General features: G+C 34.8%; 23 protein-coding genes, 1 tRNA gene and 1 pseudogene. 7 read left to right on the top strand and 18 right to left on the bottom strand.

Going from position 1 to position 20979, the window contains the following annotated elements:
* Nucleotides 1–109 precede the first annotated feature (109 nt).
* The 4 genes from nudK (at nt 110) to ACZZZK_RS06500 (ending at nt 3237) form a co-directional block, all read left to right on the top strand.
* Nucleotides 110–694 carry a GDP-mannose pyrophosphatase NudK gene (gene nudK, locus ACZZZK_RS06515; protein ID WP_463483444.1) on the top strand — a complete coding sequence of 195 codons (585 nt, stop codon included), beginning with the start codon at nt 110–112 and terminating at the stop codon, nt 692–694.
* 128 nt (nt 695–822) lie between these two features.
* On the top strand, nt 823–1233 hold the full coding sequence (locus tag ACZZZK_RS06510; protein ID WP_463483443.1) for an Rrf2 family transcriptional regulator: 411 nt from the start codon (nt 823–825) through the stop codon (nt 1231–1233).
* 143 nt (nt 1234–1376) lie between these two features.
* Nucleotides 1377–2027 (top strand): NAD(P)-dependent oxidoreductase, encoded by a 651-nt coding sequence (locus tag ACZZZK_RS06505; RefSeq protein WP_463483442.1) that lies wholly within the window; start codon nt 1377–1379, stop codon nt 2025–2027.
* 178 nt (nt 2028–2205) lie between these two features.
* Complete coding sequence (locus tag ACZZZK_RS06500; RefSeq protein ID WP_463483441.1) at nt 2206–3237, top strand: quinone-dependent dihydroorotate dehydrogenase; 1032 nt, start codon at nt 2206–2208, stop codon at nt 3235–3237.
* Nucleotides 3238–3260: 23 nt separating this feature from the next.
* Here ACZZZK_RS06500 and ACZZZK_RS06495 read toward each other — a convergent pair whose 3' ends face one another.
* The 8 genes from ACZZZK_RS06495 to ACZZZK_RS06460 form a co-directional block, all read right to left on the bottom strand.
* Nucleotides 3261–3623, bottom strand: a complete 363-nt coding sequence (locus ACZZZK_RS06495; RefSeq protein ID WP_463483440.1) for a DUF2200 domain-containing protein — start codon at nt 3621–3623, stop codon at nt 3261–3263.
* 225 nt (nt 3624–3848) lie between these two features.
* Entirely contained in the window at nt 3849–4382 is a 534-nt protein-coding gene (locus ACZZZK_RS06490; RefSeq protein WP_463483439.1) for a DUF6620 family protein, read from the bottom strand.
* A 159-nt stretch (nt 4383–4541) separates the two neighbouring features.
* Nucleotides 4542–5570, bottom strand: a complete 1029-nt coding sequence (locus ACZZZK_RS06485) for a hypothetical protein (RefSeq protein WP_463483438.1) — start codon at nt 5568–5570, stop codon at nt 4542–4544.
* A 191-nt stretch (nt 5571–5761) separates the two neighbouring features.
* Nucleotides 5762–7243 carry a hypothetical protein gene (locus tag ACZZZK_RS06480; RefSeq protein WP_463483437.1) on the bottom strand — a complete coding sequence of 494 codons (1482 nt, stop codon included), beginning with the start codon at nt 7241–7243 and terminating at the stop codon, nt 5762–5764.
* A 97-nt stretch (nt 7244–7340) separates the two neighbouring features.
* Nucleotides 7341–8054, bottom strand: coding sequence for a hypothetical protein (locus tag ACZZZK_RS06475; protein ID WP_463483436.1), 714 nt, complete (start codon nt 8052–8054; stop codon nt 7341–7343).
* Between the two features lie 182 nt (nt 8055–8236).
* Entirely contained in the window at nt 8237–9259 is a 1023-nt protein-coding gene (locus ACZZZK_RS06470) for a hypothetical protein (protein ID WP_463483435.1), read from the bottom strand.
* A gap of 205 nt (nt 9260–9464) precedes the next feature.
* Nucleotides 9465–9782: a nuclear transport factor 2 family protein gene (locus ACZZZK_RS06465; protein ID WP_463483434.1), complete on the bottom strand. Its 318-nt coding sequence runs from the start codon at nt 9780–9782 to the stop codon at nt 9465–9467.
* Between the two features lie 20 nt (nt 9783–9802).
* Nucleotides 9803–10594 carry an SDR family oxidoreductase gene (locus ACZZZK_RS06460; protein ID WP_463483433.1) on the bottom strand — a complete coding sequence of 264 codons (792 nt, stop codon included), beginning with the start codon at nt 10592–10594 and terminating at the stop codon, nt 9803–9805.
* Between the two features lie 125 nt (nt 10595–10719).
* Between ACZZZK_RS06460 and ACZZZK_RS06455 the strand changes: the two genes are divergently transcribed.
* Nucleotides 10720–11067, top strand: a complete 348-nt coding sequence (locus tag ACZZZK_RS06455; RefSeq protein WP_463483432.1) for a winged helix-turn-helix transcriptional regulator — start codon at nt 10720–10722, stop codon at nt 11065–11067.
* A 147-nt stretch (nt 11068–11214) separates the two neighbouring features.
* On the opposite strand, the gene ACZZZK_RS06450 is transcribed toward ACZZZK_RS06455, so the two are convergent.
* From ACZZZK_RS06450 to ACZZZK_RS06425, 6 genes and pseudogenes are all read right to left on the bottom strand, one after another.
* Nucleotides 11215–11871 (bottom strand): hypothetical protein, encoded by a 657-nt coding sequence (locus tag ACZZZK_RS06450; protein WP_463483431.1) that lies wholly within the window; start codon nt 11869–11871, stop codon nt 11215–11217.
* A gap of 263 nt (nt 11872–12134) precedes the next feature.
* A pseudogene (locus tag ACZZZK_RS06445) lies at nt 12135–12559 on the bottom strand (STM3941 family protein).
* A complete protein-coding gene (locus ACZZZK_RS06440) occupies nt 12525–13238 on the bottom strand; it encodes a hypothetical protein (protein ID WP_463483430.1) in 714 nt (237 codons plus the stop codon). The pseudogene ACZZZK_RS06445 and the gene ACZZZK_RS06440 overlap by 35 nt, the downstream one beginning before the upstream one ends.
* A 230-nt stretch (nt 13239–13468) precedes the next feature.
* Entirely contained in the window at nt 13469–14197 is a 729-nt protein-coding gene (locus tag ACZZZK_RS06435) for a hypothetical protein (protein WP_463483429.1), read from the bottom strand.
* A gap of 221 nt (nt 14198–14418) precedes the next feature.
* Nucleotides 14419–14982, bottom strand: a complete 564-nt coding sequence (locus tag ACZZZK_RS06430) for a hypothetical protein (protein WP_463483428.1) — start codon at nt 14980–14982, stop codon at nt 14419–14421.
* Nucleotides 14983–15172: 190 nt separating this feature from the next.
* Nucleotides 15173–15670, bottom strand: coding sequence for a hypothetical protein (locus tag ACZZZK_RS06425; RefSeq protein WP_463483427.1), 498 nt, complete (start codon nt 15668–15670; stop codon nt 15173–15175).
* A 210-nt stretch (nt 15671–15880) separates the two neighbouring features.
* On the opposite strand from ACZZZK_RS06425, the gene xerA reads away from it, so the two are divergent.
* The gene (xerA, locus tag ACZZZK_RS06420) at nt 15881–16705 is read left to right on the top strand and encodes a site-specific tyrosine recombinase/integron integrase (protein ID WP_463483426.1); all 825 of its coding nucleotides are present in this window, start codon (nt 15881–15883) and stop codon (nt 16703–16705) included.
* A gap of 78 nt (nt 16706–16783) precedes the next feature.
* Here the strand turns inward: xerA and ACZZZK_RS06415 are convergent, their stop codons facing one another.
* The 3 genes from ACZZZK_RS06415 to ACZZZK_RS06405 all read right to left on the bottom strand — a co-directional run bounded on the left by ACZZZK_RS06415 (nt 16784) and on the right by ACZZZK_RS06405 (nt 17878).
* Entirely contained in the window at nt 16784–16954 is a 171-nt protein-coding gene (locus ACZZZK_RS06415; RefSeq protein WP_010602219.1) for a hypothetical protein, read from the bottom strand.
* Between the two features lie 34 nt (nt 16955–16988).
* Nucleotides 16989–17062: transfer RNA gene (locus ACZZZK_RS06410), tRNA-Cys, on the bottom strand.
* A gap of 69 nt (nt 17063–17131) precedes the next feature.
* Nucleotides 17132–17878: a TrmH family RNA methyltransferase gene (locus ACZZZK_RS06405; RefSeq protein WP_463483425.1), complete on the bottom strand. Its 747-nt coding sequence runs from the start codon at nt 17876–17878 to the stop codon at nt 17132–17134.
* Between ACZZZK_RS06405 and tamL the strand changes: the two genes are divergently transcribed.
* Complete coding sequence (gene tamL, locus ACZZZK_RS06400) at nt 17869–20283, top strand: translocation and assembly module lipoprotein TamL (protein ID WP_463483424.1); 2415 nt, start codon at nt 17869–17871, stop codon at nt 20281–20283. The genes ACZZZK_RS06405 and tamL overlap by 10 nt on opposite strands.
* Here the strand turns inward: tamL and ACZZZK_RS06395 are convergent, their stop codons facing one another.
* The gene (locus ACZZZK_RS06395) at nt 20284–20856 is read right to left on the bottom strand and encodes a 2'-5' RNA ligase family protein (protein WP_463483423.1); all 573 of its coding nucleotides are present in this window, start codon (nt 20854–20856) and stop codon (nt 20284–20286) included.
* Nucleotides 20857–20979 lie beyond the last annotated feature (123 nt).

Here is a 20979-nt window from a genome sequence, read left to right as displayed (position 1 = left end):
ATCGAGAAAATCGGTCGTCAAAGTTAAATGATCATGAACACGCAAGAATCTATTTCAATAGTCATCCCCAATAAAATAATAATACATTTGGTTTCAAAACCAAACCACCATGAGCAACGAAAACGTTAAAATTATTAGCAAGGAAATCCTAGCAGATAACTGGTACACTTTAAACAAAATCAAATTTGAGTATAAAACCAAAGGTGGAGTAATTGAAACGCAGGAACGCGAAGCTTATGATCGGGGAAATGGTGCTACAATTTTACTATACAACAAAGCAAATCAAACGATTATTTTAACCCGTCAATTTCGCTTGCCAACCTACATCAATGGCAATGAGAGCGGAATGTTAATTGAAACCTGCGCTGGTTTGCTGGATAAAGATAATCCTGAAACGGCCATTAAACGCGAAACTGAAGAAGAAACAGGTTACAAAATTAGCGAGGTTAAAAAGGTTTTTGAAGCTTATATGTCGCCTGGTTCTGTTACCGAAATTCTTTATTTTTTCGTAGCAGAATATTCAAAAGAGATGAAAGTAAGCGACGGCGGTGGCCATCACGAGGAACAAGAGAACATTGAGGTTTTAGAACTGCCTTTTTCGAATGCCCTGGCAATGATTGCAACCGGTGAAATTAAAGATGGCAAAACCATTATGTTATTGCAGTATGCGCAAATAAATAATTTGATGAGCTAAATGTCTCAAGCGATCTGCCTCATTCTGTTTTCTTGGGTCAAGGATCTTTATTTAAAAAATAACTCCCGATATATTTTGATGTTAAATAAATCTCCTTACATTTGTACTGTAATGAAAATAATTACAGAATGAACAATAGCCGGTTTCCGATTTCCTTACACATTTTAACCTTGCTCGATGATGCGAAAGGTGCGGTAGTGAGCTCGGACTACCTGGCTGGAAGTATTAACATTAATCCTGTACTGGTAAGAAAGGAGATCATTAATTTACGCAAGCATGGTTTTGTTGATAGCAAAGAGGGGAAAGGTGGAGGTTCATTTTTGGCAAAAAGCGCTTCTAAAATTAACCTCGGTGAAGTTTATAAGGCGGTTAAACACAATAATATTTTGGGGCAAAGTAAAAACGAGCCAAATCCTAAATGCCCGATAGGGAAACAAATTAATCAACACTTAAATACACTTTATAGCGATGCAGAAAACGCGTTAATCGAAAATTTATCAACGCAGACACTGGCTGATTTCGCATTAAAATTTAAATAAAAATTTTTTATCCAAAACTGTAATAAAATAAGTTTCAGTTAAATGATTCGATAATCTTATTCACTCATTCACTCATTTAAAATCACTCATTACAATAATCACTCATTCAAAAATTAAATATTCACCAATTAAAATTAAATAACATGAAAGTAGCACTAATAGGCGCCTCAGGATTTGTAGGTAAAGCCCTTTTAAATGAATTAGTTAGCCGGGGAAATGAAGTAGTTGCCATTGCCCGTGACACCACCAAAATTGAAAACGCTGACGAAAAAGTAAGTAAAGTTGCGGTAGATGTTTTGGATACCGATCAACTTGTAGAGGCTTTAAAGGGAGCGGATGCAGTAATCAGCGCATTTAACGCGGGTTGGACTAATCCAAATCTTTATGTTGATACTTTGGCTGGTGCAGAGGCAATCCTGAAAGCAGTAAAAGCATCGGGAGTAAAACGTTACATTTTTATTGGCGGTGCCGGAACTTTGCAAATTGACGGAAACCAGTTGGTTGATGGTCCCGATTTTCCAAAGGAAATTTACCCTGGAGCATCAGCTGTAAGAGATTATTTCAATACTTTAAAACAAGAAAAAGAATTGGATTGGGTGTTTTTTAGTCCCGCTATTGAAATGCATCCAGGTATTACAATCGGTAAAACCGGAAAATATCGTTTAGGTAAAACTTCACCGGTTTTTAATGAAGAAGGTCGCTCAATTTTATCTGTTGAAGATTTAAGTATCGTTTTGGCAGATGAACTGGAGAATGATGCACATCACCAGGAGCAATTTACTGCCGCGTACTAAGGAAATAAATTATCAATGGAAGGCGGAAACTTGATGTAAAATATAATGATCTATTTTAAATGACGATTTGCGAACAGATACCAATTGTCAGTTAAATTGCTATCCATTTATATTAAGCGTCTAACATTTTCCATCTTCCATTACCTTCCATTTTCCATATTTTATTTATCTTCGTGGCATGTATCGCCTTATTAAACCAATTTTCTTCAAGTTTGACCCCGAAAATGTTCATTATTTCGTTGTTAAGCGATTAAAGTGGTTTAATGATAAGTTTCCTTTGGGTAAAACCATTATTCGCAGCAGTTTCGATGTTCATATAAGAGGTTTAGAGAAGGAGGTTTTCGGTATAAAATTTAGAAATCCGGTAGGTTTAGCTGCAGGTTTTGATAAAAACGGAGAGTATGTAGAGGCGCTAAGCAACCTGGGGTTTGGTTTTATCGAAGTAGGTACAGTAACACCAATGCCACAGCCAGGGAATGATAAGCCACGCATGTTTCGTTTGCCAAACGATGAAGCCTTAATCAATAGAATGGGTTTCAATAATAAGGGCGTTGATGTAATGGCAGAGCGTTTGCGATTGCTTAAAGACAAACATCCGGATATAGTTGTGGGTGGAAACATCGGTAAAAACAAAGCAACGCCGAATGAAGATGCCGTAAGTGATTACATTAAATGTTTTGATCGACTATTTGATGTGGTAGATTATTTTGTAGTGAATGTAAGCTCGCCAAATACTCCAGGCTTGCGAGAACTTCAAGAAAAAGAACCGCTGAAAAATATCTTGAATACACTGCAGCAACGAAATAGAAAAAACGATATCTCTCGACCAATTTTACTAAAAATTGCACCTGATTTAACAGATGCGCAACTCGATGATATTATTGAAATTGTAGCAGAAACAAAAATAGCAGGCATTATCGCGACCAATACAACTATTAGCCGTGAAAATTTGGCCACCGAAAAAACTTTAGCCGCAGAAATGGGTGGCCTAAGTGGTAAACCGGTAAAAGAGCGGTCTACTGAAGTGATTCGGTATCTTTCAGAAAAATCGAATAAAGCTTTTCCGATTATTGGGGTTGGCGGAATCCATTCCCCACAAGATGCTAAAGATAAATTGGATGCTGGTGCCTGTTTGGTTCAGCTTTACACTGGTTTTATTTACGAAGGTCCCGGACTAATCAAATCAATTTGCAAAAGTTTGGTTAAGTAGGGTTGTTAAAAGATCTAATGGGATTATACTCTTAATATTTTCTCCATCTTTTTGCCTTTTGCCAGTTCGTCAACTAGCTTGTCTAAATATCTTACTTGCCTAGTTAACGGGTTTTCGATCTCCTCAATGCGATAGCCGCAAATTACACCTGTAATTTTTTCAGCATTAATATTCAGTTTAGCCTGCTCGAAAAAAGTTTCGAAGGTCACTTTTCGGTCGACAAGCACCTGCTGTTTCTGCTCATCAAATCCAGTTAACCATTCTATCACTTGTTTTAATTCTTGTTCTGTTCTGCCTTTGCTTTCAACTTTGGTTACATAGTGTGGATATACCCCTGCAAAAGTTAACCTGGCAATTTTTTCGTTATGAGATGCATTTTCTTTCATTTTTTCATTTTTTCCGAAGGATAAAAATAAGAAAAAACGAAAAAAATATATTGCTTTTAGTTTTCAAAAGTTGAATCATAACACTTAATGATGGTATCGAAGAATAAGATCGATACCATCATAAAAAGCTATTCGTATCCGTGTTAGAATTTCAAGCATGCATAAAACCGCTAAGTAATTATGCGGCTTGGGTTAAAATTCCACATCATCCGCAAGATTACCCCCTTATTCTGCTGCAAAAATTGCAGCATATTCCTTTTGCTTTTCTTCTCGATATTTATTGAACAAGTCTAAAGTTTCAAAAGGCTCATCATTCGTGATAGGCATCCATTGCATGGCTACGGCCTGGAAGTCGCCCAGGTTAATCCCAAATTTTTCTTCGATCCATTGTGCCCCATCAACACCATATTCATAAGCGGCTTGCCTGGCGCCATTTAATTCTTCATAAAAATAGCGGTCCATCTTCATTTTTTCCAGGTTTATTGCACCTTCCTCTGTAAGCGATGCCTGTAAACCTCCAAGTTTTGGATGCTGATCGGCCTCTCCGAAATATTTTCCAAATTCCATGGTAACTTCAAATGTGTGGTCTTCCTGCATCCTTGTAATCCAAATTGCCGAAGCTTCTTCGAAAACCGCAGGTTCGATACCTAGTAGTTTGCAAATGTCTTTCACATCAATTCCAGAAGCCATTTTTGCTGAAATTGCCGCATAATCTTGTATGCTTACCCCGTGAATAGGTTCTAATAATGGATTGCTCATGGCGATAAAGTTTAGTTGGTTTGGTTATTATCATCTCTTAATAATCTCCCCACATTACCGAAGTATTGGCCTCGATAATTTCTATAGTTTGCGAATTCATCATTTATAGGTTTTGGATTGATAAATTAAACTTTAGGCTTTTATAGTGGGTTTGAAATGTTATTGAGCAATGGAAATATTTTCAGAGAGCAAATAATTAAAATTCAAAATCTTATTCATCTCCGTTTTATTGTCCACATTTTCCATTTGAGATCGATATGCATCGCCATAAATGAAGATATGTGTATTTTCTATCTGATAATATTTTAAACAGAACAAAGATTGCACAACTGCCTGATTGCTACTTTCATCAAATACAATTTCGTAACCTATCACACTATTTTTGTCACGTTTATAAGTTAAGATATTGGGCTGGCTGGCCAAAAAGCTGTCCATATTAAAAGCTGTTGTATCTGTCGACATCCAGATGGTAAGTTGCTTTAATCCGAAATCATTTTCTTTATGGTGGAGATCATAAATAATAGAGCGATCTTTTAAAGTTCCAATTTTGATGTTTCCAAAAACCTGATTTTTTAAGTCTCCTGATTCTTTAATCTCAATTTCTTTCGGAATTTTAATGAGAATTTCCCTTCCCTGATTATTTATTAAGGTATCTGTTTTTTGCGGCAGTTTAGTGATCGGGTTGAGAACAATTTGAGGGTTTCTGCCTAGCTCAAGCTTCAAATTTTCAACTTTTTTTTGCATTTCTTTTTGACGAAGAGCTGCGTCATTAATACTTTTAAGGTATTCTTCCTTACTAATCTTCTTAAATTCTAGAATCGTATTTTTCGACCCCGAAAGTGTGGCATTATCTTTAAATTTGATTTTGAAAGCATCGCCATCAAACTCGTTTGCATAGATATCATAATAGTCCTTATTAGGAATTTGGAGCTGACGGAAATTTTTGAGTTTTTTTATGTCGATTGTGAATTTTTCGGGAAGTTCAAAAAACAGGCTATCATTTCGCTTTATAAAGTGGAAATTATAATCTACTACCTCTTGCATCAGGTTGCCGTTAAGCCCCCTAAATGGTTCTTTATTTTCTCTGTAAATGTCACTCACTTTCCAGTAGCTCTCCTTTTCCTGCGAACTACAACTTATCAATAAGAAAGTAAAACAAAGGAGTAATAATGTTTTTAGTGCACTCATGTTTTTACGGATTTTTTTAATTCGATTTAACATTACATAATTATAAGCTTAACGGCTCAAAAGAATTGATTTAATTAGGATTCGCAATCTTCAGTTCAGGATTTGTAGGAGTTCGCCTATTATTCGTTACTAAGATCATAATCTAAATTAGAAATCTGAGCTTTTAAGAAGTATTCAGAACTTCCATATGATTATTCCAGGATCTTGACGTTAAGATGCAGATCTTTTATCTTCACTATTTGCGCCCTGCTGATTAAAGAAATACCATCCGTGATCAAATCAGGATTTACAGCTTTCATTTTATCTGTAAAAACGTTTTTTAAAATTAACTCATCAAAAACTGCATATTCCAGATCGCCCTTCGTTACACTGCTATAGCCCCCTATATTACCTAGGTATATGATTGATTCGCCATCAGTAAGGTAATTACTGTTTGGAATTTGCCTTAACTTATCCATTTTCAGCTTTGAAGTTTCAACAGGCATTCCATTAAAATATAGCTTGTCCTTATATTGCATAAACCCGTCTAAAGCATACGTCTTGATATACTTTTCTTCAAAAACCTCATTTTTCTTAGTTTCCGGATTGTAAAATAGTACCTGCTCTATTTCCACTTTTTTTTTGTCTGTCAATAGATAATTTTTATTGTCAATTTTGATAAAGAGCCCTGGGAAAGTATTTGGGTCATACTTATTGAAGACTACGGCCTTACCTTCTTTTTGGAAATATAGAGAAGGAGAGAAGATCTTCTGAAGATTAATGTTGGAGTAAAGGCTGGGATACCAAATACCATAATAGCCTTTTTCGTTATGTCCACTATCATCATAGCCGTAATTTAAATCACTATATATCGATTTTCCATCCGTAATAAATGATTCTGTATCATTAATTTTAATTTCGATTATTTTACGCTGATCTATATCTAGCTTCTTAATGGAGTTATCGTCAATTGCGAAAACCTGGTTGTTGTAAGAGAAGTATTTTTTAGAGATCACTGGCACTACATTGCTTCCATCCATCAGCTTCTCCGATTGATCTACATGGTCGTCATAATAGCCTTTTGAATTAATTTTAGAATGTTCACCAAAGAAATACAGCCCGTTTTTGTCATAAAAATAATTTGCTGCAATATGTTTCAAAGATGGCTCATCAACTGGTATGGCTACCGGAGCAAGCGCATAGGATTTGATATCAAGGAAATACAGCTTTCCATTTGTTTTGGATTTATAAACAAAATCATTAACTGCAGTGAAATTTGAAATGTCAACTTTAACTGCCTTAATTCGTTCAGATGTATAATAAATATTTTTGTCGTCTCTACAGAGGAAGTAAAACTCATCACGTAGAATGATTTTTAGCTTGTCTAAATCAAATTTGAAAGGGAAGTATTCTTTAAAAAAAGTGCTGTTCCCAATGGCTAAGAGGGTCGTCTTATCATAATCAATTTTTGGATCTTTCTCAAAAGTGAAGCCATCCCAATTTGCACCACCAATCATTTTATAAGCCCGAACCTCTTTTAGTTTGGGCATGATCATGTAACCTCCTATTGCGAACTGACTCACGGTATCTGTTGAGAGCTGGTTATTCTGGTGATTTGATTTTGCTTCTTGTCCGTTGCAAGAAGCCAAGACGATTACTAAGTTCATTAATGTGATAAGCTTTACTATTTTCATGTCTTTTTGCGTTGATTGATTTAAGAACGAATAGCCTAAGTAGGCTAATTTAACATCTGATCGAGGTAGACTTTAGAAATCAAAGATTTAAAATATGCTAAGCCACTAGTCCCGATACCCTTAGGTTTGGATAACGATCGCCCAACTTTTTAAGGAAATCATTGCCAATAATAATTTCTTCCAGGTTTTTTTGTACGTTCAATGAAAAAGCACTTAAACCCGTATTAGGATAGCTGAATAACAATGCAGAAAACAGGATAAGCTCTATCGGAATTTCGTCTGTAGCCAAGGAAATTCTAAAAGCTTTAACTTGATCTCCTTTTTGCCTGGCATATGCTTTTATTGTTCCTTCAAGGGGAAGCTCGGTAATTGACGAGACCAGTAAACGAGCAGGTTTGAAAACAAAATGGCTGGAGATTTCTCCATCAGTATCTGTATCAAACAGGTGTAAATCATCTCCGCTTAAAACCAGATATTTCGGGGTTTGAACGGAATGAAATCTGACTGTTCCTAACGTTGCCATTCCCTTTAAGCTATCTTTCAGGCTATCTTTAATAGAATCTTTCGTTGTATAATTTAGACTGGCATAATTAAAGGCATCAATCATTTTGCCTTCCATCTGTTCACTGATGAAGGAGAGCTCTTCATTTAAAAAGTTGTTTTTATAAATGGCGGCTTTATTCATTTCTGCGCTAAAATTTGTGTTGAGAAACATCTCTGCTTGCTTCTTCTTTTTTATTTGCATAAAATAGAAAATGCCTCCGTATATAGCCGCCATGGCAACGAGAACGATGATAAGTGTGGTGCTCATGTCTTTTAGTTTAATAGGTATATGTAGATTAACTAAATAAAAATACACCTTGATGCGACAAGAATAAGACGTTATTATTATCCGTGGACCTTTATTTTATATTCGTTCCAATATGTTGAATATTTGAAAATGAGAGTGGGAGTGCTTTTTTCTTTCGGGTGAGTGCGTAAAAACTGTAATATCTAATGTCGGTTGTCGCAGTTAATGGCGATATTACCAGAGGCTTTGTTTAATACAATAATGCTTGGGCAACCAAAAGAATGGTACTCGAAACCAAGAATAACAGCTGGTTTGTTTTTAAACAGGTAACCTACCCATTGATTTTCTTCTTTATTTCCAGCCACAAAATTTAGAGGAGCTAATGATGATCCTTCACTATTTGTAAATTTCTCATTTTTCAAAACTACTTTACCTTTTGTGCTGATTGCAATAAAATACCTCTCGGTTATGGTTCCGTCGGTTAAAATATCTTTAATATAATAGATAACTGAACCACCTGTAAAACTGTAATAGGCTTCTTTATCGCCCTTAGTTAACGTATTATGATTTGAAATAGGGAATTGTTTTTTATTGATTTCTTTCCATTTTACCAATTGCATTTTTCCTGGCAAGAACGGATTATTGCTACCGATATAGACTAGTAGATTTTCATAGTAATTTGAAGCCGATTTTTTTAACAGCTTGTCTCCAATTTCAAAACCAATCATGTAATCCCATATCGTAATTTGCTCACCTTTATCCGCGTAGGGCGTTAAGTGCGCAACGGCTTTTAATTGAACAACCGGAGTTTTCGACAGTTGGTTCAGTTTATAATCGTACATAAATACCGTATCGGTTTCTTTTATAAACGTTCCTTTAAGCAGTTTTTTACGGTAAGCTGCCTGTAGCTCGAAGTACTTCAGTTTATCGAATGAAATGTTTTTTTGATTGTTGACGTAAGTTGACGGTATGGCTAAAGTGTCGTTATAGATATCAGAAACGGAGATAAAAGCTTTTGGGTTTTTATCTCCTATGGCAACCACCCTAAAGATATTAAGTTGGTTTCTTGCGATCTGTGATCTGCCTATACTGTTTGGAACAACGCCATCCGATAGGTTTGCGTTATAATTATTTTCTGCAGACGAAATGTTTGATAGCAAACTTAAAGTAGTTGAAGCCAGGGTAATCAATTTGTACATCATAGCACTATCTAATTGGTTGCTCAAAATAATGCTTAATTAATTTAAATGGCAGGTGAATTATAATTCGTTTGGCTATGTAAAGAATTCGGCCATAACCAATTGTTATTGGTTTAAATATCTTTTCCCAAACTACCGCTAGAATGAGTGAATCAATTTAGCAGATTTGGGAAAAGAATAGATGTCGATTAATGCTTGAATTGTTCAATTTGGCTTGCGCCCCAAATTTTTATTAACCAGTAATTTTTAAAGATTGGATCAAACCGTCTTTTATTTCCAAGTGATATGCCAAAACAATAGGACTTCCGGGGAAGTTACCAGAAACTTCCGTTTTTAATATTTGATCGGCATTTAGATATTCAATGGGTTTCATTGTCGCTTGATAATCTTTATTGGCTTTTTCTATCCAATTTTCTATTTCTTTTCTTCCATTGTGCGTTTTGCCCTCGTCAAAAACTACGGCTGTTTCATTAAAACAATTGGCATAAGCTATACTATCAAAATTGTTTTGCGCTGTTACTAAATCGGTGATTACTTTTGGTAAGTTCATATTTTTGTTCTTTTAGATTATTAAATTGTGGGTACTGTTCCCCCGTCGATTACAAAATTGGTTCCTGTTAAATAATTAGCTCTTGGCGAAACCAAAAAGCCAACTAATTCCGCTACTTCTTCTGATTCTGCAGGTCTGCCAAACGGTATCCCACCTAAGGCATTCATAACTCCTTGTTGAGCTTCTTCTATGCTGCTGTTTGCGTTTCTTGCAATTTCACCCAGCCATGCTTTTGATGCTGTAGTATTGATCCATCCAGGTGATACAGTGAGTACTCGAACTCCTTTTGGCGTCACTTCGTTTGATAAGCTTTTACTGTAATTGATCAATGCTGCTTTTGAAGCTGCGTAAGGCAACGTAGAATCGTATAATGGAAGTTTGCCTTGGATAGAGGCGATATGAATAATGACCCCACTCTTTTGTTCAATCATTTGTGGTAAAAATCCTCTGTCTAATCGTACAGGAGCAAGCAAGTTAGCTTGCAGCGTCGATTCCCAATCTTCATTTTTTAATGCAGCGAAACCACCAGCAGGCGTTACCGAAGAACCAAGATTGTTGACTAAAATGTCGAGCCTGCCATAAGTAGAAAGTACTTCGTTAACTACTTTTTGTGAATCTTCTGCCTTGCTCAAATCGGAAGAAATGAAATGCAAATTGTTGTTTTCTTTTTCAGGTGCATTTCGTGCTGTAATAATAACGGTTGCGCCAGCTTGTAAAAGCCTTTCCGCTATCGCTTTTCCAGCTCCTTTTGTGCCTCCTGTTACCAAGGCAATTTTGCCCGATAATTCATTGCTAAAATTAAATTGTACCATTGTATAATTATTTATGGGCAAAATTGGTGTATACAAAAGGTTTGAACAAGTACGGAATATCGAATTGCATAGGGTTAAATTTTTCCCCTATTGTACAATTTGGAACATTGAACTAAGTTTGCTTTATGAAAGACAGAAAAATTCCATTGAATCTAAATTGTGGCCTTGATTTAATTGGTGAGGTGCTTTATGGCAAGTGGAAAATTCGTTTGCTCTGGTTTATCGAACAAGGACATAAACGTCCCAGTGAATTGCAAAGGAAAATACCAGAGGCTTCACGCAGGGTTCTAAATATTCAGTTAAAAGAATTGGAAGAACACGAATTAATTTCAAAAGTTATTTATCCTGTTGTTCCTCCAAAAGTTGAATACAGTTTAACAGATTTTGGGAAAACCTTAATTCCTGTAATTTCTGCTTTGGGTAACTGGGGAGACGAACATGAAGAACGATTGCGGAATCTCATTATAAAGTAGTGAATCAGCAATTTGATAATGGAGTATTTACTGGTGATTGCACATCATGTCGGCTTTTCAATTCTCGCGGGTTCAGGATAGCAGTTCAATTACTTCATAATTTTGAATCGCTTTTGGAAAATCTAATAGCTGTTTGGGCTTTGTATGTTAGGGATATTCAAACCCGAATTCAAATTTCTCCAATCGGTTATTCCATAATTTATAGCTCGCAAAATATTTAGGCATATTGTTATTTGCTAGAATTTTCGACTTACTGTCTTTAGGTTGTTCAATTTCATAATACAACTCAATATAACCTTTTGCACTGTCAATCGGTGTATAACAATTTCCCAGTTTTTCAATGATTTCATTTTTTGTTAAACCTAATTTAATCCCTTTCTCTGTAGTAAATCTGTTGATTTTTAGCGCTTTAAATCCGTAGCTTGCTTTACTAGATTTTTCAACTTTAATAATCGAAATTTGATTTTTGCTATCTCCAGGATGTTGTGTTAATGTGAGTGTTTCGCTTTCAAGGTTTGAATAGAACTGATAGTGGTCTAATTTATCAATGGTATTATTTGATCCCACAAGTTTAGTAGCACTTGCTGCATTTCTTAAAACTATTCCACAAAGTGAGGTGTCAGGATCGTTAAAGATGCAATTTGAATTTTTTAATTTTTCATTCGCTTCATACTTCAATCTTTCCGCCTTGTCTGGTTCAGGAATTAGTTCAAGTCTGTCATTTTCGCCAACCGTTTGTTTCTGCGATCGATTGCAGTTCGTTAGAAATGCTATGGAACAGATTACAATTAAAATGTTTTTCATTCTTAGAAGTTTTTTTAGCGTGATTGCTAATGTTTCAGGTTTTGCAAAAGTAACGCAATCGCAGCGAGTAGGTAGAAAAGCAAATATCGTCAATTGTTGAGCAAATATTCGTGCGTGTCTGCACCAAATAATTTCAGGTCTTTGTCGAATATTTTAAGGTGTTACAGTTTGCTTTTAATCATGTTTAATTGTTCGCTCATTGTTGTAAGATATTGGTCAATAAAATGGCAGGCAACTTCAACACAACTCTACTTTATACTTCATTAAAGGTTCGGCGTTTTATTTTGGTGTTCGTTTAATCTTTCCTGCAATAATTTTTCAAGTGCATTAAAGTAATATTTCAAAGTGTTTGGGCTTATCGAAAGAGGAGTTCCGTAAGTATTCATATTTCCTTGCATCATTTTTCGTTTTAGTCCTTTTACGTTTTCTAAAAATTGATTTGGATCTGTCACAAAAACGAGTAGAAATTTTGAGTTCTGATAGGTTTCTGTCTTTATTTCGTAATCTCATCCCATTTAATAAAGCCAACACTTAAAAGAGCAGATTTGTCGTTTATTCCATCGTTATCAATGATAAGTCCAGTGTTGTTTCTGAATATTTTTTTGGCGCCATAAACGGTAAGCCAACCAAAAATTAAATACGATTTTTTATGCCTAATAATAAATGTATTCTTGAAAAATAATATCACTTAATTGTGTTTCATCTAAGGTATTGTAGATGTAGATAATAGTGGGATTATCGTATTTATCATATTTTTTTATTATTTCTATGTGATAACTGATTTCGGCTTTATCATCAGTTTTAGTTGTGATAGTTGATTTTATCTTTTCAATTTTGTTGTTTTTTACTATCGTTTCTCTTTTTTCTAAGGATTCATAATCGCCTTGTTTGAAATTATCTTCGATGATACTAAACTCTTTGTTCAGTTTTATAGTTTGAGTTTGACTATAATTTCCATCATTTATATCAACAATTTTGTAGGTAAAATCGTCTGACCAAACATATTTATATTCTTTTTCTTGTTTTTTTGTTTTATCAAATGAAACAGTCTCTTTGTAACTAATATCCTTACCTTTTCCTGAAAAAATCATCTTCATATGGATTGTATTTTTTCCGTCTTTGTTTGAACTATTGTATTCAACAGAATTTCCATCTTCATCAAAAGTTTTGATATAGCTACGGAAAAAGTTAGTGGTATCAAGAGGAATCTTGTTGTTTTCTACTTTGCAAACATACTTTTTCATTTCTTTTACATTACCTTTAAGTCCATATTCTACTTTTTGGGAATAGCTTTCGGTAGTATTGTTCATTTGCCCATTACAAGAAGAAAGCGTGACTAAATTTAAAAACAGTAAGATTTTATTCATTTTTATTGTGTTTGCTATTGTGTGCAGGTCTCAAAATTACCGCTAACGCTTCCGGGCTTTGCGTTCGGGCGGGAAGTCGAAGCATTACTTGTCCCGATTTTACATCGGGAAATCTCCAATTTTCCACAAAAGTTCAATCGAAGAACTACCGTTGAACTTGTGCCAAAGGCATCACTTTGTGACAGTTTCGCCCCACTATTGCAAAACCCTTGTTACCTGCCGTTTTTTTCTTATGAATAGCTGTTAATACTCAAAACTATTTTGTCATTTTTGTTATAAAGTAGAATACTGTCATTTCCGTCTGTAAAAAATTCAAAACCGATAACTTGTCCTATTTTTTCATAGTCAGTTAGGTTGATACTTTTAGGAAACAAATATTCAGCGTTTATTTCGATGTCAGCAAAACTTGAATTATTGTCAGATGAAATTTCATAAACGATAGGTGATTTCTTTTCTGATTTTCCCCAATCATCAATTATTTCTCTAAATGCCCCAAATTCATTTGTCAATTGAAAGTTTAGTTTGTTAATTGAAAATTCATAAAATGTTTGAATGTAATAATCAATATTAAATTCGGTACTTTCTGGAATTGAAATTTTTAATTTAGCTTGATTTATATATTCCTCTGTTTTAGTCTTATTGTCCAAATATTTTTTTCCATTTTCTTCAAAGTCAGTTTCTAATATTTGAAAAATTTGTTTTGCGGTTTCGTGTCCGTTGTATAGTTTGATATTTCCATTGAATTGATATTTATTTTCTACAAGGTTAAATTTCGTGTAAGTATTGTTATTATTTTCGGTCGAATTACTTTCGTTTGTCCAAATTCCATTTGATGAAACGAAAAATAGTTTTGTGTTTTTTTCGTCATTCAGTTCGATTCCACATAAAGGATAAAATATTCCTTTTAATTGTCCGTCAGTAAAAACGCTGTCAAAAGTTGGGTAAAGTTCTATTTTCATTTCTTGTTGTGTTTGGTGGTTCTGTAAAATGGCAGGCAACGTTTCGGGGCTTTGCGATGGTGGGGCAATAGAAGCACTACTTGTCCCGATTTTACATCGGGAAATCTTCAATTTTGTACAAAAGTTGGACTGAAGAACAACTGTTGAACTTGGGCCAAAGGCATCACTTTGTGACAGTTTCGCCCCACTATTGCAAAACCCTTATTGGCGGTAGTTTTTGTTTATTCAGCGTCAAAATATTGTCCAAACCATTTGTCAAACGCTTCTTTATATTTTTCTTGTGCAGAGCCAATAATTTCAGAAGGCTCTTTAATTTGGTCTAAACCATAATCTCCTTTTAGCCACATTAAAAATTCATTCAAATCTTCGCTTTCTTCATAATCGTCTTCGTCTTTATAAAAATAGATTTCTTCAAAATCAACTGAAATTTCTGTGTCAAATGTTATTAAATGAAGAAGTTCCAAAATATTTTTAGCTATAATATGCACACCGCCTTCATCTCCAAACACTACAATCGGCATTTCGTTGATAGGTTTAGTCGTTCCGTCATTCCAAATTGCATAAAAAGAACCCGAACCATTTGCTTGTGCAAAAGGAAATAATTTTTCTAAAAATGATACGTCTTCACTCCAACTTTCAAGACCAGTTTTGTTGTCAATTAATACTCCAAAACCTTGTGAGTAATTTTCAAAAGAAGAGATATTTGTCTGAAAGTAAATTAGTTTCTCTAATTCAGTTGGAATTGCTGTCAGACCCCAATTTTCCTTAAATTCTTTAATGTCCATATTTTGTCGTTTTAGTTCTGTGGTGTCGTTCTATAAAATTACCGCCAACGTTTCGGGGCTTTGCGTTCGGGCGGGAAATCGAAGCACAAATACTGGTTTTATTACTGATGTTTAATTGAAAAACTGCTATTGAATTTTGCACTTCAGCCCGCCTGACGCAAAACCCTGTTGTGTGCTGTTTTTATCATCCTCACTCATCAATTTCAACCTTCACTGGGAATTTATTTAAACAAGTTTTAAAATTCTGTAGATTGTTAAACTCTGTAGTTTGTGTAGCATCCAATTGATAACTTATTTGTGTCTTGTCAATTGAACAGATTGTCAAATATTTTACATCAAAGTCTTTTTGCAAAATAATTTTCTCGATTTCAGTCCAATTGATCAATCGGTCGACATAATACTTTATTCCAATTTTATTAAGGGTAAATATTGGCTTCTCTTTATAAATATAAACTAAATTTTTTGTGCATTTATATGTTCCTATCAGAAATATGAGTCCTAAAAAAGCAAGACCCACACTAAAAAAAATGTCCTCTGTATGAATATAATAATAGCTTTCTACCCATATCATAGTTGCCCAAAGTGTTGAGCCGACGAATAAACAAAAGAACGTCAATGTCCAAAATAGAAAATAACCAAACATTGGCGTGTTTCTATAAATTATTGTATTGCCGTCTACTAATTTCATTTTTTTCTATTGCGTTTACATAATGGTCGGAATAAAATAGCACACAACATCTAAATTTACGCATTTCGCAAAGCCGCATTAAATAACATTCGCAAATAAGATTACTAAAAATTTTTTCTAGCTTGCATTTTGTTTATCTTCAATGTATTAGCCCTATTGTTTGAAATCATATTTTTTGGATTTACGAATGTTACGCACTTATAGCCTAATATGAAATATTCAGAAATTTTCAAGCAAAAAATGGAAATTGCCAGGTATGGCGCTTCTACTATCAAATCTTACCGTGCGGCCTTGTCTGTTTTTTTTAAAGAAAATAGCCAAATCGGTGTAGAGAACGTCGATGAAAACATAATTGAAAAGTATTTGTACAAAACGATTACAGAAAAGAATATTTCGGCGGCTTATCAAAAACATTTAATTGGGAGTTTAAAGTTATTCTACAAAATGGTTTTTGAGCGATCTCTGAAAATAGATTACCTGTTTCCTAAAAGAACTGAACAAAAATTACCCAAGTACCTCAATAAAGATGAAGTGAAGAAAATACTTGGCGTAGTTGAGAATCTGAAACATAAGGCGATTTTAAGTTTATTATATGGTTGTGGCTTAAGATTGAGCGAATTAATTAATTTAGAAATCAATAATATTGATTCAAAAAATGGGGTAATTAATATCTATCAGGCAAAGGGTAAGAAAGATCGGCAGGTGATGCTGCCACAAACTGTGCTGCCATTGTTGAGGGATTATTTCAAATTATGTCGCCCAAAGCTGTATTTATTCGAAGGGCAATCTGGTTTACAATATTCGCCTCGAAGTGTGCAAATAGTTTTGAAAGAAGCTGCAGCAAAAGCAAAAATTACAAAGAAAGTTTCTCCACACATTTTACGCCATAGTTTCGCTACGCATTTGTTAGAAAATGGAACGGATATTAGATATATCCAACAACTTCTCGGTCATAATAGTTTAAATACGACGCAAATTTATACCCACATTACCGATGTTGCAAAGCAGAGGGTTCAAAGCCCACTTGATTTTTAACAAAATTTATAGTGCATAAAAAAAGCATCCTTTGATCAGAAGGATGCTTTAAATGTTTTCGAGAAAACTCGCTAAAAACTATTTTGCTAAACCAGCTAAAACAGCGTTGTTTTTAGCTAATTGATCGTTTTTAGGTTGAGCAGAGCGACTTCCTAACTCAATGTTAGTTGCTCTTTTTAAAAATGCTACCTCTTGGTGAGCTGTATTTTTATTCCTTCTGTCTTTTCTTTTTAATCTGGTAACTGCCATGGTAATAACCTTTTAATTATTTTATTTGTACAAATGGAGGTCGAGAGCGGATTCGAACCGCTGTAGAAGGTTTTGCAGACCTCTGCCTAGCCACTCGGCCACTCGACCTTGAAATTCAAGGTTGCAAAAATAGCAATTATTAATTAGTGCGCAAATAATATCTTAATTATTATCAGTCTAATTTTTAACCCGCACTAATTCAGCGCAAAAAATTGCTGCACTTACTGCTACATTTAAAGATTCGGCTGCTCCAATTCGCGGTATGGTTACTGGCTTATTTATTTTACTAATCACCTCACTAGAAATTCCTTTCCCTTCATTGCCTAACACAATTAAGCCTTCGTTGCCCCAATTGGTTTTGTAAATAGATTCGCCATCCAGCAACGCACCAAAAACTGGCAAATTGTTGGATTCTAAAAATAATGGTAGGTGTTCGTAATAAATTTCAACCCGGGCCAAAGAGCCCATCGTGGCTTGTACAGTTTTAGGGTTATAAGCCTCTACGGTATCTTCAGAGCAGATAATCTTATCAAAGCCGAACCAATCTGCTGTTCTAATAATGGTGCCCATATTGCCTGGGTCTTGAACACCATCCAACATCAATGTAAATTGATTTTGCAACGATTTTGGATTTATTTTTCGGTCTTTCGGCATATGTAAAATCGCCAAAAAACCTTGTGGCGTTTGCAAAGTACTAATCTTACCTAATTCAACGTTGTTTACTTCAAATAAGTTTATATTTGCAGGCAATTTGGGTAACAAATTGGATTGTTCGCTGTTGTAAAATATGCTGTGGATTTGGTAGCTCGAATGGGTAAATTCTTGAATCGATTTTATGCCTTCAACCAAAAATAAACCGTGCTCTTTACGATATTTTTTTTGATGCAATGACTTTATAAAACTAATTTGAGACTTTGAAAGCATACCAATACTTGATAAATATAAAACTGAAAAGCACTGCAATATTACTATTTATTATTGTTTTAATTCAGAGCTGTTCTTCTACAAAGTATATTCCCGATTATCAATCAATTGTGAAAAAGGTTACAATTGATAGTGTAGATGCGCAATTTGAGGAGCAGGCTTATAATTATGTTCAAAAAGATATTCGTCCGCCATCGGCTTTTAGCATAAACGTACCGTTATACAATTTGTTTAATACTAAAGATGGCCGTTATAAAACCAATAACATCAAACCTTTTGGTACGCCTCCGGCAATTTTGGATAGTGCACTGGTAGAAATATCAAGAAATCAGATTCAGAAATTTTTAACGGGTAAAGGTTATTTCGATGCAAAGGTTGCCGCTGAAATTAAAGTAGAAAATAAGAAAGCAGAAATTGATTTTAAGGCAAACCAGGGTAAGGCATCGTATGTAGCAAAACTGAGCGACTCCATCTTTAGTAAATCAGTTAAGGATGTTTATGATAGAAATAAATCGAGTTTTACGCGTTTACATCCAGGTATGCGCTATGATGTAGATTCGTTAACGTATGAGCGTGAACAGATTTACCGGGTGATGAAAGAAAATGGCTACTTCTATTTCTTACGTCCTTATGTAAATTTCGATGTGATTGAAACCGAACAGCCGCAAAAAGTAAATTTGCGTTTAAATATTACCAACCCGGCGACGGGGCCGCACAAACAGTACAAAATCGGCACAACCTATATGATTATTGCACCTAGTCCGGATGGTTTTCCAGATTCGTTGCGTAATTATGTAAACAGAGATACCGCTGGCGGTGTTTCATTTACCGATTTATCGAAAAGATATAGGAAAAACCCTATTCTTCGCTATGATTTCTTAAAACAGGGCGAACTCTACGATATTAGAAATGAAAATTTAACCTACGATCGTTTGTACGAATTGAATATTTTCAAAAATGTTAAAATTGATTATTTCAATCGCGATAGCACGGGCAATAAAATAAATCCAATTATCATGGTTACGCCCCAAAAGGTGATGAGCAATAGGATAGAGGGTGAAGTGCCTTTTAATGGTGGTACAGTGGGCATTAATATCAGTAATACTTATACCAACAACAATTTATTTAGGGGCGCAGAGCGATTTGAGTTTCAGGTAAAAGGTGGGTTACAATCTCGGATAGGCAATGGAACATCTCCATTTAGAGATATTTATCAACGCGATTTCTCGGTTAGTGCAAGTATTACCGTTCCACGCCTAATTATTCCGTTTTACAATCCGGTATTGGGAGGAAATGGTATGCCGCATACTACATTTTCGTCCAGTTATATTTATGCCTTGCAGAAAGATGTCTCCGTTCGAAATATTTTTATCAACTCGATCACCTACGATTGGTTTGAAACAAAATCAAAGCTGCATTCCTTTACGCCTTTAAATTTCGAATATCGTTTTGGTAATTTAAGTGATAGTTTGGATGTAAATGAAGTGGCAAATAACCTTTATTATGCAACATTGTTAAGGCGTCAGGATTTAACTTTAGGGATGAAGTACAGTTATACCTTAAATGCAGATAAGTTAAATCAATTGCGAACATTCTTTTATTTAAGGGCAAATATTGATATTGCTGGAAACCTTTTGCAAGGCATTTCCAAGCTTGGCGGATCGGATAGCGATCCGGCCAATGACAATCCTGCACGTATTCTCGGTCTGCCTTTTAACCAATATGTTAGGCCAGAGGTAGATTTAAGATGGTATAAACATTTGGGAGGAGAAAGGCAGTTTATTGCTCGCCTAAATACTGGAATTGCCTACTCTTACGGGAATTCTATTTTAACAGGTATTCCGTTTGAGAAACAGTTTTTTGCCGGTGGATCTAGTGGTTTAAGGGCTTGGCAGGCTAGAACTGTTGGACCAGGTAATTACAACAGGGAAGTTATTGGTTCAGAGACATTAAGAAAGGCGTTATTTGGCTTAGATCAATTGGGAACAATGCGCCTTGAAACCAATTTTGAATATCGTTTTACACTGGCAAAAAAGTTTTTTGGAGCAACCTTAAGAGGAGCAGCATTTCTAGATGCTGGTAATATCTGGAATGTTCGTTTAGGGGAATCAATCAGTCAGCAGGTTACCGAATTAGATGAACTAACCGTTTTTAAATTGAGTAGACTGGCTAAACAAGTGGCTATCGGTACTGGTTTTGGTTTGCGTTACGATGTTCAGTATTTTGTTTTCAGGTTTGATGTAGGTTTGAAATTAAAAGATCCACAATTTGGGAGTAGCGATCAATGGGTAATCGGCAAAATGTTTTCGGGATCAAAAGCGTTTAAAGAACAATATAACTTAACGCATGCTCCAGATACCTATCGATTTGTTCAGTATAATTTTGGTATCGGTATGCCTTTTTAATCAACCAAAAAGTGTTAGTGGTTTCGGCTTTTCTGATGGAGATTTAAATGGAATTTCTTTAAAGGCCTGCCATCTTTTGCCATCATGTTTATAAACTGAAAAGGCTGAAACTAAAAATTTCCTTTTAAACTTACGATCCTTAAACTCAGTAATAAGTTCCCGGCAAACTTCTGGCTTTAGGTCTCGAAAGGCTAATGTTACGTGTGGATTAAATTTCGGCCTATTTTTTTCAATTAATTTCATCGGCTTAAGTTCTTCATCTATTTGTTTCTTCAAATTCATAATGCCTTGATTTTGTTGTGCATCTATGTAAAATGTATGCTCTGGAAAGGAATTGAAATTCAATAAAATTTGCTCAAACGACTCGGAATAGGCAGCATTATTTAGTGCGCTGAAAAAAAAATCCTCTTGCGAAAGTGAGGTTATCTTAACCGGATCATATAAAGTAAGGTGTACAGGGCGTTTAAGAGATTCGAAAACTTTAAACTTTTCAGATATAAAATTTCTCAAATTATCAATATCGTCCACAATGTCTTTCGGAGGGATCAAACATACCAAAAACAAATTTTTCATAATTAAAATTACTAAAATAATTAGTAAAAATAATTTTAAAGTGAAAATAAATTTCGTTTAAAGGCGAATAAAATTTAGTTTTGATTAGTCATCCCTCAAACAAAGCATTTGTTTCAACAAACA

It is taken from the genome of Pedobacter sp. AC163 (assembly GCF_979258665.1).
Note: the sequence above shows the minus strand (reverse complement) of the source record. Positions and strands in the feature narration are given on the sequence as shown.

Excerpts from the sequence above, each read along its gene's own strand:
- ACZZZK_RS06475 (WP_463483436.1), bottom strand. The coding sequence starts at position 8,054 with ATGAGCACCACACTTATCATCGTTCTCGTTGCCATGGCGGCTATATAC.
- ACZZZK_RS06425 (WP_463483427.1), bottom strand. The coding sequence starts at position 15,670 with ATGAAATTAGTAGACGGCAATACAATAATTTATAGAAACACGCCAATG.
- ACZZZK_RS06505 (WP_463483442.1), top strand. The coding sequence starts at position 1,377 with ATGAAAGTAGCACTAATAGGCGCCTCAGGATTTGTAGGTAAAGCCCTT.
- ACZZZK_RS06405 (WP_463483425.1), bottom strand. The coding sequence starts at position 17,878 with ATGCTTTCAAAGTCTCAAATTAGTTTTATAAAGTCATTGCATCAAAAA.
- nudK (WP_463483444.1), top strand. The coding sequence starts at position 110 with ATGAGCAACGAAAACGTTAAAATTATTAGCAAGGAAATCCTAGCAGAT.
- ACZZZK_RS06460 (WP_463483433.1), bottom strand. The coding sequence starts at position 10,594 with ATGGTACAATTTAATTTTAGCAATGAATTATCGGGCAAAATTGCCTTG.
- ACZZZK_RS06435 (WP_463483429.1), bottom strand. The coding sequence starts at position 14,197 with ATGAAAATAGAACTTTACCCAACTTTTGACAGCGTTTTTACTGACGGA.
- ACZZZK_RS06500 (WP_463483441.1), top strand. The coding sequence starts at position 2,206 with ATGTATCGCCTTATTAAACCAATTTTCTTCAAGTTTGACCCCGAAAAT.
- xerA (WP_463483426.1), top strand. The coding sequence starts at position 15,881 with ATGAAATATTCAGAAATTTTCAAGCAAAAAATGGAAATTGCCAGGTAT.
- ACZZZK_RS06455 (WP_463483432.1), top strand. The coding sequence starts at position 10,720 with ATGAAAGACAGAAAAATTCCATTGAATCTAAATTGTGGCCTTGATTTA.
- ACZZZK_RS06480 (WP_463483437.1), bottom strand. The coding sequence starts at position 7,243 with ATGAAAATAGTAAAGCTTATCACATTAATGAACTTAGTAATCGTCTTG.
- ACZZZK_RS06465 (WP_463483434.1), bottom strand. The coding sequence starts at position 9,782 with ATGAACTTACCAAAAGTAATCACCGATTTAGTAACAGCGCAAAACAAT.
- ACZZZK_RS06510 (WP_463483443.1), top strand. The coding sequence starts at position 823 with ATGAACAATAGCCGGTTTCCGATTTCCTTACACATTTTAACCTTGCTC.
- ACZZZK_RS06485 (WP_463483438.1), bottom strand. The coding sequence starts at position 5,570 with ATGAGTGCACTAAAAACATTATTACTCCTTTGTTTTACTTTCTTATTG.
- ACZZZK_RS06430 (WP_463483428.1), bottom strand. The coding sequence starts at position 14,982 with ATGGACATTAAAGAATTTAAGGAAAATTGGGGTCTGACAGCAATTCCA.
- ACZZZK_RS06495 (WP_463483440.1), bottom strand. The coding sequence starts at position 3,623 with ATGAAAGAAAATGCATCTCATAACGAAAAAATTGCCAGGTTAACTTTT.
- ACZZZK_RS06395 (WP_463483423.1), bottom strand. The coding sequence starts at position 20,856 with ATGAAAAATTTGTTTTTGGTATGTTTGATCCCTCCGAAAGACATTGTG.
- ACZZZK_RS06490 (WP_463483439.1), bottom strand. The coding sequence starts at position 4,382 with ATGAGCAATCCATTATTAGAACCTATTCACGGGGTAAGCATACAAGAT.
- ACZZZK_RS06415 (WP_010602219.1), bottom strand. The coding sequence starts at position 16,954 with ATGGCAGTTACCAGATTAAAAAGAAAAGACAGAAGGAATAAAAATACA.
- ACZZZK_RS06450 (WP_463483431.1), bottom strand. The coding sequence starts at position 11,871 with ATGAAAAACATTTTAATTGTAATCTGTTCCATAGCATTTCTAACGAAC.
- ACZZZK_RS06440 (WP_463483430.1), bottom strand. The coding sequence starts at position 13,238 with ATGAATAAAATCTTACTGTTTTTAAATTTAGTCACGCTTTCTTCTTGT.